The sequence below is a fragment of the Enterococcus olivae genome, assembly GCF_053760925.1.
Genome location: NZ_JBSMVT010000006.1, coordinates 100,440 through 113,773, shown reverse-complemented (window position 1 = coordinate 113,773; position 13,334 = coordinate 100,440). Strand labels below are relative to the sequence as shown.

Annotated in this window: 13 protein-coding genes; 10 read left to right on the top strand and 3 right to left on the bottom strand. The window is 42.3% G+C overall.

Annotated features, from left to right (window positions below; all coding sequences use genetic code 11):
* The first annotated feature begins 205 nt into the window (after positions 1-205).
* The 7 genes from ACWODM_RS06250 (at position 206) to ACWODM_RS06220 (ending at position 7,952) form a co-directional block, all read left to right on the top strand.
* Positions 206-1,747 carry an ABC transporter ATP-binding protein gene (locus ACWODM_RS06250; RefSeq protein ID WP_455320536.1) on the top strand — a complete coding sequence of 514 codons (1,542 nt, stop codon included), beginning with the start codon at positions 206-208 and terminating at the stop codon, positions 1,745-1,747.
* Positions 1,740-2,891 carry an ABC transporter permease gene (locus ACWODM_RS06245; RefSeq protein ID WP_455320512.1) on the top strand — a complete coding sequence of 384 codons (1,152 nt, stop codon included), beginning with the start codon at positions 1,740-1,742 and terminating at the stop codon, positions 2,889-2,891. Before ACWODM_RS06250 ends, ACWODM_RS06245 begins: the two co-directional genes overlap by 8 nt.
* On the top strand, positions 2,891-3,844 hold the full coding sequence (locus ACWODM_RS06240) for an ABC transporter permease (RefSeq protein WP_455320511.1): 954 nt from the start codon (positions 2,891-2,893) through the stop codon (positions 3,842-3,844). Before ACWODM_RS06245 ends, ACWODM_RS06240 begins: the two co-directional genes overlap by 1 nt.
* Positions 3,845-3,947: 103 nt before the next feature.
* Entirely contained in the window at positions 3,948-5,114 is a 1,167-nt protein-coding gene (gene deoB, locus ACWODM_RS06235; RefSeq protein ID WP_455320510.1) for a phosphopentomutase, read from the top strand.
* A gap of 13 nt (positions 5,115-5,127) precedes the next feature.
* Entirely contained in the window at positions 5,128-5,943 is an 816-nt protein-coding gene (locus ACWODM_RS06230; RefSeq protein WP_455320509.1) for a purine-nucleoside phosphorylase, read from the top strand.
* A 15-nt stretch (positions 5,944-5,958) separates the two neighbouring features.
* Entirely contained in the window at positions 5,959-6,663 is a 705-nt protein-coding gene (deoD, locus tag ACWODM_RS06225; protein ID WP_455320508.1) for a purine-nucleoside phosphorylase, read from the top strand.
* Between the two features lie 98 nt (positions 6,664-6,761).
* Positions 6,762-7,952 carry an iron-containing alcohol dehydrogenase gene (locus tag ACWODM_RS06220; protein WP_455320507.1) on the top strand — a complete coding sequence of 397 codons (1,191 nt, stop codon included), beginning with the start codon at positions 6,762-6,764 and terminating at the stop codon, positions 7,950-7,952.
* Between the two features lie 39 nt (positions 7,953-7,991).
* Here the strand turns inward: ACWODM_RS06220 and gpmA are convergent, their stop codons facing one another.
* Positions 7,992-8,660 (bottom strand): 2,3-diphosphoglycerate-dependent phosphoglycerate mutase, encoded by a 669-nt coding sequence (gpmA, locus tag ACWODM_RS06215; protein WP_455320506.1) that lies wholly within the window; start codon positions 8,658-8,660, stop codon positions 7,992-7,994.
* A gap of 433 nt (positions 8,661-9,093) precedes the next feature.
* Here gpmA and gpmI point away from each other — a divergent pair, with 433 nt between their 5' ends.
* Positions 9,094-10,617: a 2,3-bisphosphoglycerate-independent phosphoglycerate mutase gene (gene gpmI, locus ACWODM_RS06210; protein ID WP_455320505.1), complete on the top strand. Its 1,524-nt coding sequence runs from the start codon at positions 9,094-9,096 to the stop codon at positions 10,615-10,617.
* Between the two features lie 49 nt (positions 10,618-10,666).
* Here gpmI and ACWODM_RS06205 read toward each other — a convergent pair whose 3' ends face one another.
* Positions 10,667-11,242, bottom strand: a complete 576-nt coding sequence (locus ACWODM_RS06205; protein ID WP_455320504.1) for a recombinase family protein — start codon at positions 11,240-11,242, stop codon at positions 10,667-10,669.
* Between the two features lie 101 nt (positions 11,243-11,343).
* Positions 11,344-12,024 carry a ribose-5-phosphate isomerase RpiA gene (gene rpiA / locus ACWODM_RS06200; protein ID WP_455320503.1) on the bottom strand — a complete coding sequence of 227 codons (681 nt, stop codon included), beginning with the start codon at positions 12,022-12,024 and terminating at the stop codon, positions 11,344-11,346.
* 285 nt (positions 12,025-12,309) lie between these two features.
* Here rpiA and rpsL point away from each other — a divergent pair, with 285 nt between their 5' ends.
* Together rpsL and rpsG are read left to right on the top strand one after the other, a co-directional pair.
* Complete coding sequence (gene rpsL, locus ACWODM_RS06195) at positions 12,310-12,723, top strand: 30S ribosomal protein S12 (RefSeq protein ID WP_455320502.1); 414 nt, start codon at positions 12,310-12,312, stop codon at positions 12,721-12,723.
* Between the two features lie 64 nt (positions 12,724-12,787).
* Complete coding sequence (gene rpsG / locus ACWODM_RS06190; protein WP_455320501.1) at positions 12,788-13,258, top strand: 30S ribosomal protein S7; 471 nt, start codon at positions 12,788-12,790, stop codon at positions 13,256-13,258.
* Positions 13,259-13,334: the final 76 nt, after the last annotated feature.

Genomic DNA, 13,334 nt, shown 5'->3' with positions numbered 1-13,334 from the left:
ACTTGAACTATGGTCTTGTCTAAAGACAGACAAGACCATAGTTTCTATCTTGTTTATCAAAGTTCTTCATTATTTGAAGGGTTTTGATAAGGAAGAGAACATTCCTTTGGTTGATTGAAGTCTGCAATGATCAATTGTTATTGAAGTGAAAGAAGAAAATAAGGATGTGAGGAATTTGGCTCAAGAAGAGAATTACGTTGTTGAGATGCGTAATATCACGAAAGAATTTGGGGCATTCAAAGCAAACGACAATGTAACGCTACAAGTAAAACCTGGTGAAATCCATGCGTTACTTGGTGAAAATGGAGCGGGTAAATCGACACTGATGAATATGCTGTCTGGTCTATTGGAGCCGACATCAGGCGAAATTTGGTTACAAGGCAAGAAGGTTGCGATCACCAGTCCTACGATGGCTAATAAATTAGGAGTCGGAATGGTTCATCAGCATTTTATGTTGGTTGATGCGTTCACAGTCACAGAAAATATTATTCTGGGGAATGAACCAAATTATCTGGGGTATTTAGATCGTAAAAAAGCTCGTCAGGAGATTCAGCGAGTATCGGAGCAATACGGTTTGTCAGTAGATCCTGACGCCTATGTACGAGATATCTCTGTAGGAATGCAACAGCGTGTAGAAATCTTGAAGACTCTATATCGTGGAGCAGATGTTTTGGTTTTTGATGAGCCAACAGCTGTATTGACACCACAGGAGATCGAAGAGTTGATCTCGATCATGAAAGAGCTGGTCAAAGAAGGCAAATCGATTATCTTGATCACGCATAAACTGGATGAGATCAAAGCAGTTGCTGATCGTTGTACGGTGATTCGCCGTGGACAAGGGATCGGCACCGTCAATGTTAGCGATGTAACTTCACAAGAGTTAGCGGACATGATGGTTGGTCGCGCAGTTTCTTTCAAAACTGAGAAAAAAGCAGCAGATCCGCAAGAAGTAGTGTTGTCGATTGAAAATCTGGTCGTCAAAGAAAATCGTGGACTGGAAGCGGTGAAAGACCTTAGCCTGCAGGTTCGTGCTGGAGAGATCGTAGGGATCGCCGGAATCGATGGCAACGGACAGTCAGAACTGATTCAAGCATTAACAGGTCTCCGAAAAGTAGAAAGTGGAAAAGTCGTTATCGATGATGAAGACGTGACGAACTTTAAACCAAGAAAAATCACAGAAGCAGGCGTGGGACATGTTCCAGAAGATCGTCACAAATATGGTTTGGTTCTTGAAATGAGTGTTGCAGAAAACATCGCTTTACAAACCTATTATCAAGAGCCCTTCAGTAACAAGGGAGTCTTGAATTATGGAGAGATCAATTATCATGCGCGGGACCTGATCGAAGAGTTTGATGTCCGTACAGTCAATGAATTAGTTCCGGTCCGCTCATTATCTGGAGGGAATCAGCAAAAGGCGATCATTGCTCGCGAAGTCAGTCGCGATCCGAATCTATTGATCGTAGCCAATCCAACTCGTGGTCTGGACGTGGGAGCAATCGAATTTATCCATAAACGTTTGATCGAGCAGCGAGACAAATTCAAAGCCGTGCTACTGATCAGTTTTGAATTGGAGGAGATCTTAAATGTTTCTGACCGGATCGTTGTTCTGCATGCCGGCAAAATCGTTGGTGAGGTCGATCCTAAAGAAACCAGTGAAAATGAACTTGGTTTGCTGATGGCAGGTTATTCATTGGAAGAAGCCAGAAAAGAGTTACAACAAGTAGAGGCAGGTGAGTCTATTGACTAGACGTTCAGAACAAATCAGAAATTTACTCGTTCCTCTGATTGCCGTTTTACTCGGCTTGATCTTGGGTGGTGTGATCATGTTTGCTTTTGGCTACAATCCGATTCAAGGATACAAGGAAATGTTCTCAGCAGCATTTTTGAATCCTCAAACAAAAATGATCAATCCACGCAGTATTGGTGAGATTTTTGTAACAGCCGGTCCGTTGATCTTTACCGCTTTAGGTTTTGCGATCGCAAATACAGCGGGATTCTTTAACATTGGACTTTCTGGACAGGCACTTTGCGGCTGGGTAGCCAGTGTATGGGTAGCCTTATCGATGCCTGATTCGCCTAAAGTTGTCGTGTTGACAGCAGCGATCACAGCGGGTGTCCTTTCAGGAGCAGTAGCAGCTGCGATTCCTGGAGTCTTACGTGCCTTCTTTGGTACGAGTGAGGTAATCGTGACGATCATGATGAACTATATTTTGCTCCATATCAGTACACACATCATCAATCATTCCATGAGCGATGATATCATGCGTAGTAAAGGAATCACAGAGTTCGTTGGAGCAAACGGCTCGTTACAAACAGAATTTTTACGAAGCATCTCCAATAATTCTCGTTTGAATCTAGGAATCTTTTTCGCACTCATTTTTCTTGTCGTTATGTGGTTCGTTATGAAGAAAACGACCCTTGGGTATCAAATTCGTGCAGTTGGTTTGAATCCTTTTGCTTCTGAGTATGCAGGGATGAACAGCAAGCAGATCATCGTGATCTCGATGGTGATTTCAGGGGCTTTAGCTGGTATGGGCGGTGTGATCCTAGGTTTAGGAACATTCAGTAATTTCTCAGCACAAGGAGCTTCAATCAGTGTAGGTTTCGATGGAATGGCAGTCTCCTTGTTAGGTGGCGGCAGCTCGATTGGTATTCTATTATCCGCACTGCTCTTTAGTATTTTGAAACTAGGCGGACAAGGGATGCAGTTTGTAGGTATTCCGTCTGAATTAGTGGATATTGACATTGCCATCATTATTTTCTTCGTCGCGATCAGTTTTGTGATTCATTTTGTTTTAACGAAATTCTTTGGCAATAAAAAAGAAGTGGCGGAACTGGAGGAAAAATCAAAAATCGAGAATGAAGAGAATCAGGAAGGAGGCACCATCTAATGGATATGAGCTCACTTGGGTCGATCGTCACACAAACGCTGATCTATGCAGCGCCATTGATTTTGACTGCGCTAGGCGGGGTGTTCTCTGAACGAAGCGGGATCGTCAATGTAGGTCTGGAAGGCATCATGGTCATGGGAGCCTTCAGCAGCATTGTTTTCAATCTGAGCTTCGCTGGACAATTTGGTGTTTGGACACCGTGGTTGGGTGTGCTGGTCGGTGGCGTAGTTGGCATGGTCTTTTCGGTATTGCATGCTGTTGCAACGATCAATTTTCGAGCAGACCACATCATCAGCGGGACCGTCATGAATATGCTGGCACCGGCACTAGCGATTTTTTTAGTAAAAGCAATCTATGGAAAAGGACAAACAGATAGTATCACACGTATTTTTGGGTATACATCGATCCCGATCCTAAAGGATATTCCGGTGATCGGTCCAATCTTTTTTGCTAGAACTTTTGCTCCGGCTTATGTAGCGATTCTGATCGCTGTTCTTGCATGGTTCATTATTTTTAAAACACGTTTTGGTTTGCGTCTGCGTTCGGCTGGAGAACATCCACAGGCAGCAGATACGCTAGGGATCAATGTGTATGCGATGCGCTATTCAGGAGTGTTGATCTCAGGATTTTTAGGAGGTATGGGGGGCGCAATGTTCGCCCAGTCTATCTCTGCTCGTTTTGCTGTAGGAACGATCGCAGGTCAAGGATTCATCTCAATGGCAGCGATGATCTTCGGTAAATGGAATCCATTGGGAGCAATGGGTGCCGCAATGTTCTTTGGCTTCTCACAAATCTTGGGTGTTGAAGGAGGCAATATTGCCTTTGTTAAAAACATCCCAGACGTGTATCTGAATATTGCTCCGTATCTATTGACAATCATTGTCTTGGTGGTCTTCTTAGGAAAGGCTTCAGCACCTAAAGGCATTGGTAAGAACTATATTAAATCAAAATAACTTTTTCGATTGAGGGGTGGGACTAAGGGACATTGTTGCTTTGTCCCGCTCTTTTCTATTTTTATGAACCAAATCACACTATATCAGAAAGCAGGTTGATCATATGTTCAAACGTATTCATTTAATTGTCTTGGATTCTGTGGGGATCGGTGAAGCACCCGATGCCGACAAATTCAATGACAAAGGCGCCGATACTCTCGGCCATATCGCCAAGGAAGCTGGATTAACTATCCCGCATTTAGAGCAATTAGGGCTAGGAACGATCCGGCCGTTGACCGGTGTCGAAGCCGTTGCGGCTCATCAAGGTTATGCGACCAAATTGGAAGAAATCTCTGCTGGGAAAGATACGATGACGGGGCATTGGGAGATCATGGGCTTGAATATCCAAACACCTTTCCGAGTCTTTCCAGATGGTTTCCCCAAAGAGTTGCTGCAAAAAATTGAAGACTTCTCCGGTCGGAAAATCGTCTGTAACTTGCCTTACTCCGGTACGGCGGTCATTGATGACTATGGTCAGCATCAAATGGAAACAGGAGATCTGATCGTTTATACCTCCGCCGATCCAGTACTACAGATCGCTGCTCATGAAGAGATCATTCCTTTGGAGGAACTGTATCGCATCTGTGAATATGCCCGAGAGATCACGAAAGATGAACCCTACATGATCGGTCGCATCATTGCGCGCCCATATTTAGGAGAACCCGGTAATTTCCAACGAACGAGCAACCGACATGACTATGCATTGGATCCTTTTGGTCAGACAGTCATGGATTCTTTAAAAGATCATGGCAAAGAGGTGATCGCTGTCGGTAAAATCAATGATATTTTCAATGGTCAAGGGATCACAGACTTTGTGCGGACCAAAGACAATATGGACGGCGTAGACAAACTGTTGGAAGTAATGAATAAAGACTTTACGGGCCTGAGCTTTACCAATCTAGTGGATTTTGATGCTTTGTATGGACATCGTCGCAATGTGGAAGGCTATGCCCAAGCGATCGAAGATTTTGATGCACGCATTCCAGAATTATTGGAGCGGTTAGCGGAGGACGATTTGTTATTGATTACGGCGGATCACGGCAATGACCCAACCTTCCCAGGAACAGATCATACGAGAGAATATGTACCATTATTGGCTTATAGCAAGAAGTTTACTGGTCAAGGTGCATTACCTCAAGGCTTTTTCTCAGACATTTCGGCAACGATCGCTGATAACTTTGAGGTGCCCGCAACGGAAAACGGTCAAAGCTTCTTAAAACATTTAAAATAGGGGGGATGAAAGAATGTCATTGAAAGAAAAATTAGTAGAAACAGCTTCATTTATGAAAGAAAAAGGTGTAAAAGAAATCGATTTTGGTTTAATTCTAGGTTCAGGTCTTGGAGAATTAGCAGATGAGATTGAAGACGCTGTTGTTATCTCTTATCATGAGATCCCTCATTTTCCGGTTTCAACGGTTGTCGGACATGCAGGTCAGTTAGTATACGGTACCTTGTCTGGTAAAAAAGTACTGGCATTGCAAGGGCGTTTCCATTATTATGAAGGACATTCCATGCAAACAGTGACCTATCCAGTTCGTGTGATGGCTGCAATGAAGGCCCATTCGATCATTGTGACCAATGCTTGTGGTGGGGTGAACACGACCTTTTCTCCAGGGGATTTGATGCTGATTACTGATCAAATCAATTTCATGGGAGCCAATCCGCTGATCGGTGCCAATGAAGAGGAAATGGGTCCGCGTTTCCCAGATATGTCGCAAGCCTATAATGGAGACTATCGAAACAAAGCCAAAGAAGTCGCAGAAAAACACGGTCTACATCTTAAAGAGGGTGTGTATATGGGCTTCTCTGGACCGACCTATGAAACGCCCGCTGAGATTCATATGGCACGTACACTGGGAGCAGATGCAGTCGGTATGTCGACTGTTCCAGAGGTGATCGTGGCTGTTCACAGTGGTTTGAAAGTGTTGGGAATCTCTTGCATCACGAATTTGGCAGCTGGTATGCAGGCGACCTTGAATCATGAAGAAGTGGTAGAAACAACCGAACGTGTCAAAACAGAATTTAAAGCGCTAGTCAAAGAAACGCTAGCTGCCTTATAGAGGGGGAGGAAACAAATGAGTGTTCATATCGAAGCAAAACCCGGTGAAATTGCAGATAAAATTTTACTGCCAGGAGATCCGCTACGTGCAAAATACATTGCCGAAACATTTTTAGAAGATCCGATCTGTTACAATAATGTTCGCGGGATGCTGGGATATACGGGTGTCTACAAAGGCGAACGTGTCTCTGTACAGGGGACCGGAATGGGCATGCCTTCTGCAACAATCTATGCTCATGAACTGATCAATTCTTACGATGTCAAAAAACTGATTCGTGTCGGAACCTGTGGAGCGATCTCCAAAGATGTTCATGTTCGGGACTTAGTGATTGCTCAAGGAGCGGTGACCAGTTCATCAATGATCCAAAAGCATTTCGATCAATTCCATTTCGCACCGATCGCTGATTTCCACTTGTTGAAGACAGCTTATGAAATCGCAGAAGATCAGGGATTTACTACGCATGTGGGGAATATCTTGTCTGAAGATACTTTTTATAAAGATGATGTGACTGAGACATTGAAGCTGGCTGAGTTAGGCGTTATGGGTGTTGAGATGGAAGCGGCGGCCTTGTATTATTTAGGAGCGAAATTCCATGTTCAGACGTTGGCGATCTGTACAGTCAGTGACCACATCATCACAGGTGAGGAAACAACAGCAGAAGAACGTCAGACGACGTTTGATGATATGATCAAAGTTGGTTTGGAAACGGCGATTCGCTAGGAGGAAAAGATTGAGGGATGATGTCCTTCAATCTTTTTTGACTTCTTGAGTGTGGACAGAGATAATAGAAGACAAGAACAAATAAAGGAGGCTTTTTGATGGAAAACTTTACGTTTCATGTCCCTACGGATATTCGTTTTGGGAAGAATCGATTATCTGAGCTACCCGAGGTTTTAGATGCCTTTGGTAAAAATGTCTTGTTAGTCTATGGTGGTGGCAGTATCATACGCAACGGCTTGTATGACCGTGTCGTGGAGCAGCTGAAAGCAAATGGTAACACGCTTGTTGAATTAAACGGGGTGGAACCGAATCCTCGTATCGAAACCGTGACCAAGGGGGCAGAGTTATGCCGGGAGCATGGGATCGATGTGATTTTGGCAGTCGGTGGCGGTTCTGTTATTGATTGTAGCAAAGCGATTGCTGCCGGAACCTTTGTTGAAGGAGATCTGTGGGAAAATCTGGTAGCGAAACGCCGATACTCCGGTCCAGCTGTGCCGATCATCACGATTTTGACACTGGCGGCTACTGGAAGTGAGATGAACCGTGGTGGTGTGATCTCTAACTTGAAGACTCAGCAAAAATTAAGTGTGTCAGGAGAGAATCTTTTGCCTAAGGTGTCCTTTCTTGATCCGGTCAATACTTTCACTGTGGGCAGCTATCAGACACTGGCAGGTTCAGCAGATATTTTAAGTCACTTGATGGAAAATTATTTTAATGCGACTCCTGGAACTGAGGTCCAAGACAGTGTCACAGAAGGGCTGATGAAAACAGTCATTCACTACCTACCGATCGCTCTAGAACATCCAGAAGATTACGATGCACGGGCGAATTTATTATGGGCAAGCACACTGGCGTTGAATGGTCTGACTGGTAATGGAAGAAAAGGCAGTTGGTCTTGTCACGCGATGGAACATGAATTGAGTGCTTTTTATGACATCACCCACGGTATCGGCTTGGCTATCTTGACTCCGAGATGGATGGCCCATATTTTGAATGAAACGAGTCTGCCGAAATTTGCTCGTTTTGCTAGAGAAGTTTGGGGAATCGACGAGGCGGATGAGGAACGTGCGGCGAAGAAAGGGATGCAAGCATTGTATGATTTCTTCTTGGAAAATGGTGTTCCGATGACCTTGCCCGAAGTAGGGATCGACTCGGAAGATGACTTTGAAAAAATGGCGCAGCAGGCAGTTACTCATAGTACGATTACAGAAACAGCCTTTGTTCCAGTGCAAAAAGCAGACGTCATCAGTATCTATCAGGCATCTGCAGCACCGTCGCAATTTATCTAAAAAAAGCCGGCTGAATAAAATGTTCAGCCGGTTTTGTGTTTATAAATAGTATTTTTCGATGACAGTCAGATCATCATTCAATTCATAGACCAATGGTTTACCTGTTGGGATTTCAAGCCCCATAATGTCGTCATCAGAGATGCCTTCGATGTGTTTGGCTAAAGCTCGCAGAGAATTACCGTGGGCAGCAACTAAAACAGTTTTACCATCTAATAAAGCCGGTGCGATCTCGTCTTGCCAAAAAGGAAGTGCTCGTTCTAGGGTGACTTTTAAGTTCTCTCCACCAGGAACATCTCGAGGGTCTAATTGAGCATAGCGACGATCAGGAGCAGCATCTGACAATGGAGGAAGAGTGTCGTAGGAACGACGCCAAATCAGGACTTGTTCGTCTCCGTACTTGTCACGTGTCGCTTGTTTGTTCAAGCCCTGCAATGCACCATAGTGACGTTCATTCAAACGCCAGGATTTGATTGTCGGTACCCATAACTGGTCAGAGTATTCTAAGATATAGTTACAAGTTTTGATAGCACGAGTCAGTACAGAAGTATAAGCGATATCAAATTCGATGCCAGCTTCCTTGATTTTGCGGCCAGCTTCCTTTGCTTCTTCAACACCTTCTGGAGCTAAATCGACATCGGCCCAACCAGTGAACTGATCTAATTTGTTCCATTCGCTCAATCCGTGACGTGAAAAAATTAATTTTGGCATAAAAACCTCTCCTTTATTTATTTCTTTTCTGTAATTTCCGTTCCAAATTCATTATACACCTATTTTCTCTAAGATTTCCACTCGTATCAATAATCAAAAGATGAACCACTATAAATTTTGTCTCGATGGACAGGCTCACGATGGTTCCACGACTGACCTGAAGCAGCCCTTCTCATAGGAAAGATGCCACTATTAAATGAAACCGAAATTCTAAGTTTTTTTTAGAATGGAAGGAAACACAGATGCTGAACAAATGAAAAAGAATGAGATTTTTTCTGTAAGCGGGTTTTGAAGGCTTGTCATAAAAAATGATTTAATGGTATTATGAAGGGGTTAGATCATCTTTTTTCTGTGTAGTACAAAGATTTTAAGGAGAAAGAGATCTGGATAAGTTACTGCTGACAAAAGATAAGAGAAAGTAGGAAAAAGCAAAATGGACAAGAAACCTGTAATTTTAATGATTTTAGATGGACTTGGTTTGAGAAGCGAAACGGTTGGGAATGCCGTTGCGTTAGCTAATACCCCTAACTTGGATAACTACTGGAAACAATATCCTCATAGCACATTAAAGGCTTCTGGTTTAGACGTAGGTCTACCTGAGGGACAAATGGGAAACTCAGAAGTCGGTCACACCAACATTGGTGCCGGAAGAATCGTTTATCAAAGCTTGACTCGTATCGACAAATCAATTGCTGATGAGGAATTTGCTAAAGAAAAAGCTTTATTAGATTTATTTGATTTTGTGAAAGAAAATAACTCTAACTTGCATTTGATGGGACTTGTCTCTGATGGTGGCGTACACAGCCATATCAATCATTTGTTTGCTTTGCTAGAAGAGGCAAAAAGACAAGGTGTTCCTGCTTATGTAGACGTGATTTTGGATGGACGTGATGTTTCACCAACTTCAGGTATCAACTATGTAAAACAACTACAAGAAAAAATCGATGAACTGGGTCATGGGAAAATCGCTTCTGTTTCTGGAAGATACTATGCAATGGATCGTGACAAACGTTGGGAAAGAGTTCAAAAATATTACGATGTAGTGATTCACGGTGAAGGTAAAAAAGGAACAGATGCCGTTGAAGTTGTAGCGAAAAGCTACGAAGCAGGCGTGAACGACGAATTTGTCTTGCCTAATGTCATCGTTGAAAATGGTGAACCTGTTGCAACAATCAATGACAACGATGGCATCTTATTCTTTAACTTCCGTCCTGACCGTGCCTTACAAATGTCTCAAGCGTTAACTGAAAAAGAATGGGAGTTCTTTGAACGTGGCGAAGAGCCAAAAAATATTAAACTGGTGACAATGACTCAATACTCAGATAAATTGGACACAGACGTTGTCTTTGCACCAATTTCTATGGATAATGTATTAGGGGAAGTTCTAACTAAAAATAATATCAATCAGTTGAGAATTGCTGAAACTGAAAAATATCCTCACGTAACATTTTTCTTCAATGGTGGTTCTAACACTGTTTTTGAAACAGAGGAACGTATCTTGATCGATTCACCAAAAGTTGCTACCTATGACTTGCAGCCAGAAATGAGTATTTATAGTGTAACTGACGCACTAGTCAATGCGATCAATGCAGAAAAATTTGAAGCAATCATCTTAAACTTTGCCAATCCTGATATGGTAGGTCACTCTGGTATGGTAGAACCAACAGTGAAAGCCATTGAAGCGGTAGATGAATGTGTCGGTCGCGTTGTGGAAACGATCTTAGGTAAAGAAGGTTTTGCGATCATCACTGCTGATCACGGAAACTCTGAAACAATGATCGATGAAAAAGGTGAACCACATACTGCACATACAACAGTACCTGTTCCAGTAGTCGTTACGAAAAACGAGGTTGAGTTGAGAGAAGACGGTCGCTTGGCAGACTTGGCACCAACGATGTTAGATTTATTAAACATTGATTTGCCTGCTGAAATGACTGGTAGAAGTTTGATCAAATAGAATAAAAAGAAGGCAGGAATCACTAGTGCTAGCGATTCCTGCCTTCTTTTTATTTTTGGAGCAGCTGTTCCACTTCATATTCTTTTAGGTTGATGTATTTGTAGCAGGTTCCAATTGAAACATTACACGTGTTAGCAATTGATTGAATCGATTCTTTTTTTTCGAAAAATAAAAAACGAATTTTCTTAATTTTTTTTGGATCAGTTTTTGGTCTGCCGCCGATTTTTCCTTGTTGGCGCGCTTTACTTAAACCAAGTAGAGTCCGTTCTTTCAGTAATTCACTCTCCATGGCAGTCATTTGGTTCATCCATTGAAAATAGAGCTTTCCTGTCTCTTCACGAGTGTCAATGCCTTCTGTCAGACAAACAAGATCGATTTGCAGTGTTTGCAAGTGAAGTATCCATTCGGAAAGTTGTCTTGTGGATTTTCCTAGATGAAACAGACGATCCACAACCAACGTGTCTCCAGGATTCATTTTTGCAAGGAGTGTTTCCAACTGAGCAGAATTTTGATCCTGAGAGTTCTCTTGGAAAAATTCAGTACAGCCGTATTCCTCTAATTTTGAATACTGTTCTTGCGTGGTATCTTCGGTAATTGTTGTACGAATATATCCAACTATGTTCATTTTATCCCATCCTCTAAATGTATAAATAATATGAAGAATATCACATAGAGAATAAAAATGATAGTACGTTTTTCAGCTTACAGAAAGATGAAAAACGAAGACTATTTTTTAGAAGCTTGGATCGTCAAGGGTCCGTCTGCTTTTCCAACTATGACTGTATCTGCCATGTTTAAAAATAAACCGTGTTCGACAACACCGACCGTGTGATCTAACTCTTTCGCAAGGACAAAAGGATCTTCAATTGTATCCAGATGTAAGTCAATAATGGAGTGACCACAATCCGTTATTTTTTTCTCGAATGTGTTGATCATTCGGAATGTCGGCTGATATCCCTTGGCCTCAAACAAACGAAACAGCTGTTCTTCGCCGTAAGGAACGACTTCGACAGGCAGAGGAAATCCTCCTAATTTTTGGACCATTTTTGCTTCATCTACAATCCAGATGACCTGTTTGGAATAGGTGGCAACGATTTTTTCGAATAGCAGAGCTGCGCCCCCACCTTTGATTCCTTGAAAATCTGCACTGATCTCATCGGCACCATCAATCGTGAGGTCGACGTGAGAGACTTCATCGATCGATTTGACAGGGATTCCCAGATCAAGCGCCTGTTTGCGTGAAGCAATTGAGGTAGGTACACCTACGATCGATAGTTCTTCTTCTTTGACACGTCGACCGAGTTCCTCGATCATGTAATAAGCGGTGGATCCAGTTCCCAGACCAACGATCATCCCATCTTTAACATAATTGGCTGCTTCGATACCGACTGTTTGTTTTAGATTCATTATTTTCATCACCTTCAAAAAGTTTCTACCTATATAATAGTACAAAAATGATTTTCCCGCTGGAAAAAAATATAAAAAAAGTCAGAAGCTTTAGTTGACACCTTAGAAAATCCATGCTATTCTATCAAAGGTGCTTTACATACAGGTCTCTCGCAGAGACGTGCTGACTGTGAAAAAGTACAATCTGATAAAGGTGCAAATTATTGCATTATTTTTTATCGCAAAAAAAGAACCACCTGGATGTGTGGGACTATAATGCGAATCAAGGAAGGAGGAAAACAAGGAATGCCTACAATTAACCAATTAGTACGTAAACCTCGTAAATCCAAGGTTGAAAAATCAAATTCACCTGCATTGAACAAAGGATATAATAGCTTCAAAAAAGCTCAAACAAATGTGAACTCACCTCAAAAGCGTGGGGTAGCAACTCGTGTCGGAACAATGACACCTAAAAAACCGAACTCGGCTTTACGTAAATATGCTCGTGTTCGTTTGTCTAACTTGATCGAAGTAACTGCTTATATTCCAGGTATCGGCCATAACTTGCAAGAGCACAGCGTGGTATTGCTACGTGGTGGACGTGTAAAAGACTTGCCAGGGGTACGTTACCATATCGTTCGTGGAGCATTGGATACGGCTGGTGTAAATGACCGTAAACAATCTCGTTCTAAATATGGTACGAAGAAACCTAAAGCATAATTTCACTAAACAAAAGAAAACGACTATTTAAATAAAACCTATTTCGGAAGGAGGAGTTACGGATATGCCTCGTAAAGGTCCTGTTGCAAAACGTGATGTATTACCAGATCCTATTTATAACTCAAAATTAGTAACTCGCTTGATCAACCGTGTAATGGTTGACGGTAAACGCGGTGTTGCTGCGAATATCATCTACAACTCATTTGATATTATTAAAGAATCTACAGGCAATGATGCATTGGAAGTTTTCGAACAAGCAATGAAAAACATCATGCCAGTATTAGAAGTAAAAGCTCGTCGTGTTGGGGGTTCAAACTATCAAGTACCAGTTGAAGTTCGTCCTGAACGTCGTACAACTTTAGGTCTTCGTTGGGTTGTTAACTACGCTCGTTTGCGTGGAGAGCACACAATGGAAGAACGTCTAGCTAAAGAAATCATGGATGCTGCTAACAATACAGGTGCTTCAGTTAAAAAACGTGAAGACACTCATAAAATGGCAGAAGCTAACCGTGCATTTGCACACTATCGTTGGTAAGATCCTCGCTACTTATTTAGGTAGAAGGTATTGCTGCAACTTTAATGTAAGTTGAGAATTAGAGAGGAGAACAATC

Bases quoted from the DNA above. Each gene is read 5' to 3' on its own strand.
- ACWODM_RS06240 (WP_455320511.1), top strand. From the start codon at position 2,891: ATGGATATGAGCTCACTTGGGTCGATCGTCACACAAACGCTGATCTAT.
- gpmA (WP_455320506.1), bottom strand. From the start codon at position 8,660: ATGCCAAAATTAATTTTTTCACGTCACGGATTGAGCGAATGGAACAAA.
- ACWODM_RS06205 (WP_455320504.1), bottom strand. From the start codon at position 11,242: ATGAACATAGTTGGATATATTCGTACAACAATTACCGAAGATACCACG.
- rpsG (WP_455320501.1), top strand. From the start codon at position 12,788: ATGCCTCGTAAAGGTCCTGTTGCAAAACGTGATGTATTACCAGATCCT.
- ACWODM_RS06230 (WP_455320509.1), top strand. From the start codon at position 5,128: ATGTCATTGAAAGAAAAATTAGTAGAAACAGCTTCATTTATGAAAGAA.
- gpmI (WP_455320505.1), top strand. From the start codon at position 9,094: ATGGACAAGAAACCTGTAATTTTAATGATTTTAGATGGACTTGGTTTG.
- ACWODM_RS06220 (WP_455320507.1), top strand. From the start codon at position 6,762: ATGGAAAACTTTACGTTTCATGTCCCTACGGATATTCGTTTTGGGAAG.
- deoB (WP_455320510.1), top strand. From the start codon at position 3,948: ATGTTCAAACGTATTCATTTAATTGTCTTGGATTCTGTGGGGATCGGT.
- ACWODM_RS06250 (WP_455320536.1), top strand. From the start codon at position 206: ATGCGTAATATCACGAAAGAATTTGGGGCATTCAAAGCAAACGACAAT.
- rpiA (WP_455320503.1), bottom strand. From the start codon at position 12,024: ATGAATCTAAAACAAACAGTCGGTATCGAAGCAGCCAATTATGTTAAA.
- rpsL (WP_455320502.1), top strand. From the start codon at position 12,310: ATGCCTACAATTAACCAATTAGTACGTAAACCTCGTAAATCCAAGGTT.
- deoD (WP_455320508.1), top strand. From the start codon at position 5,959: ATGAGTGTTCATATCGAAGCAAAACCCGGTGAAATTGCAGATAAAATT.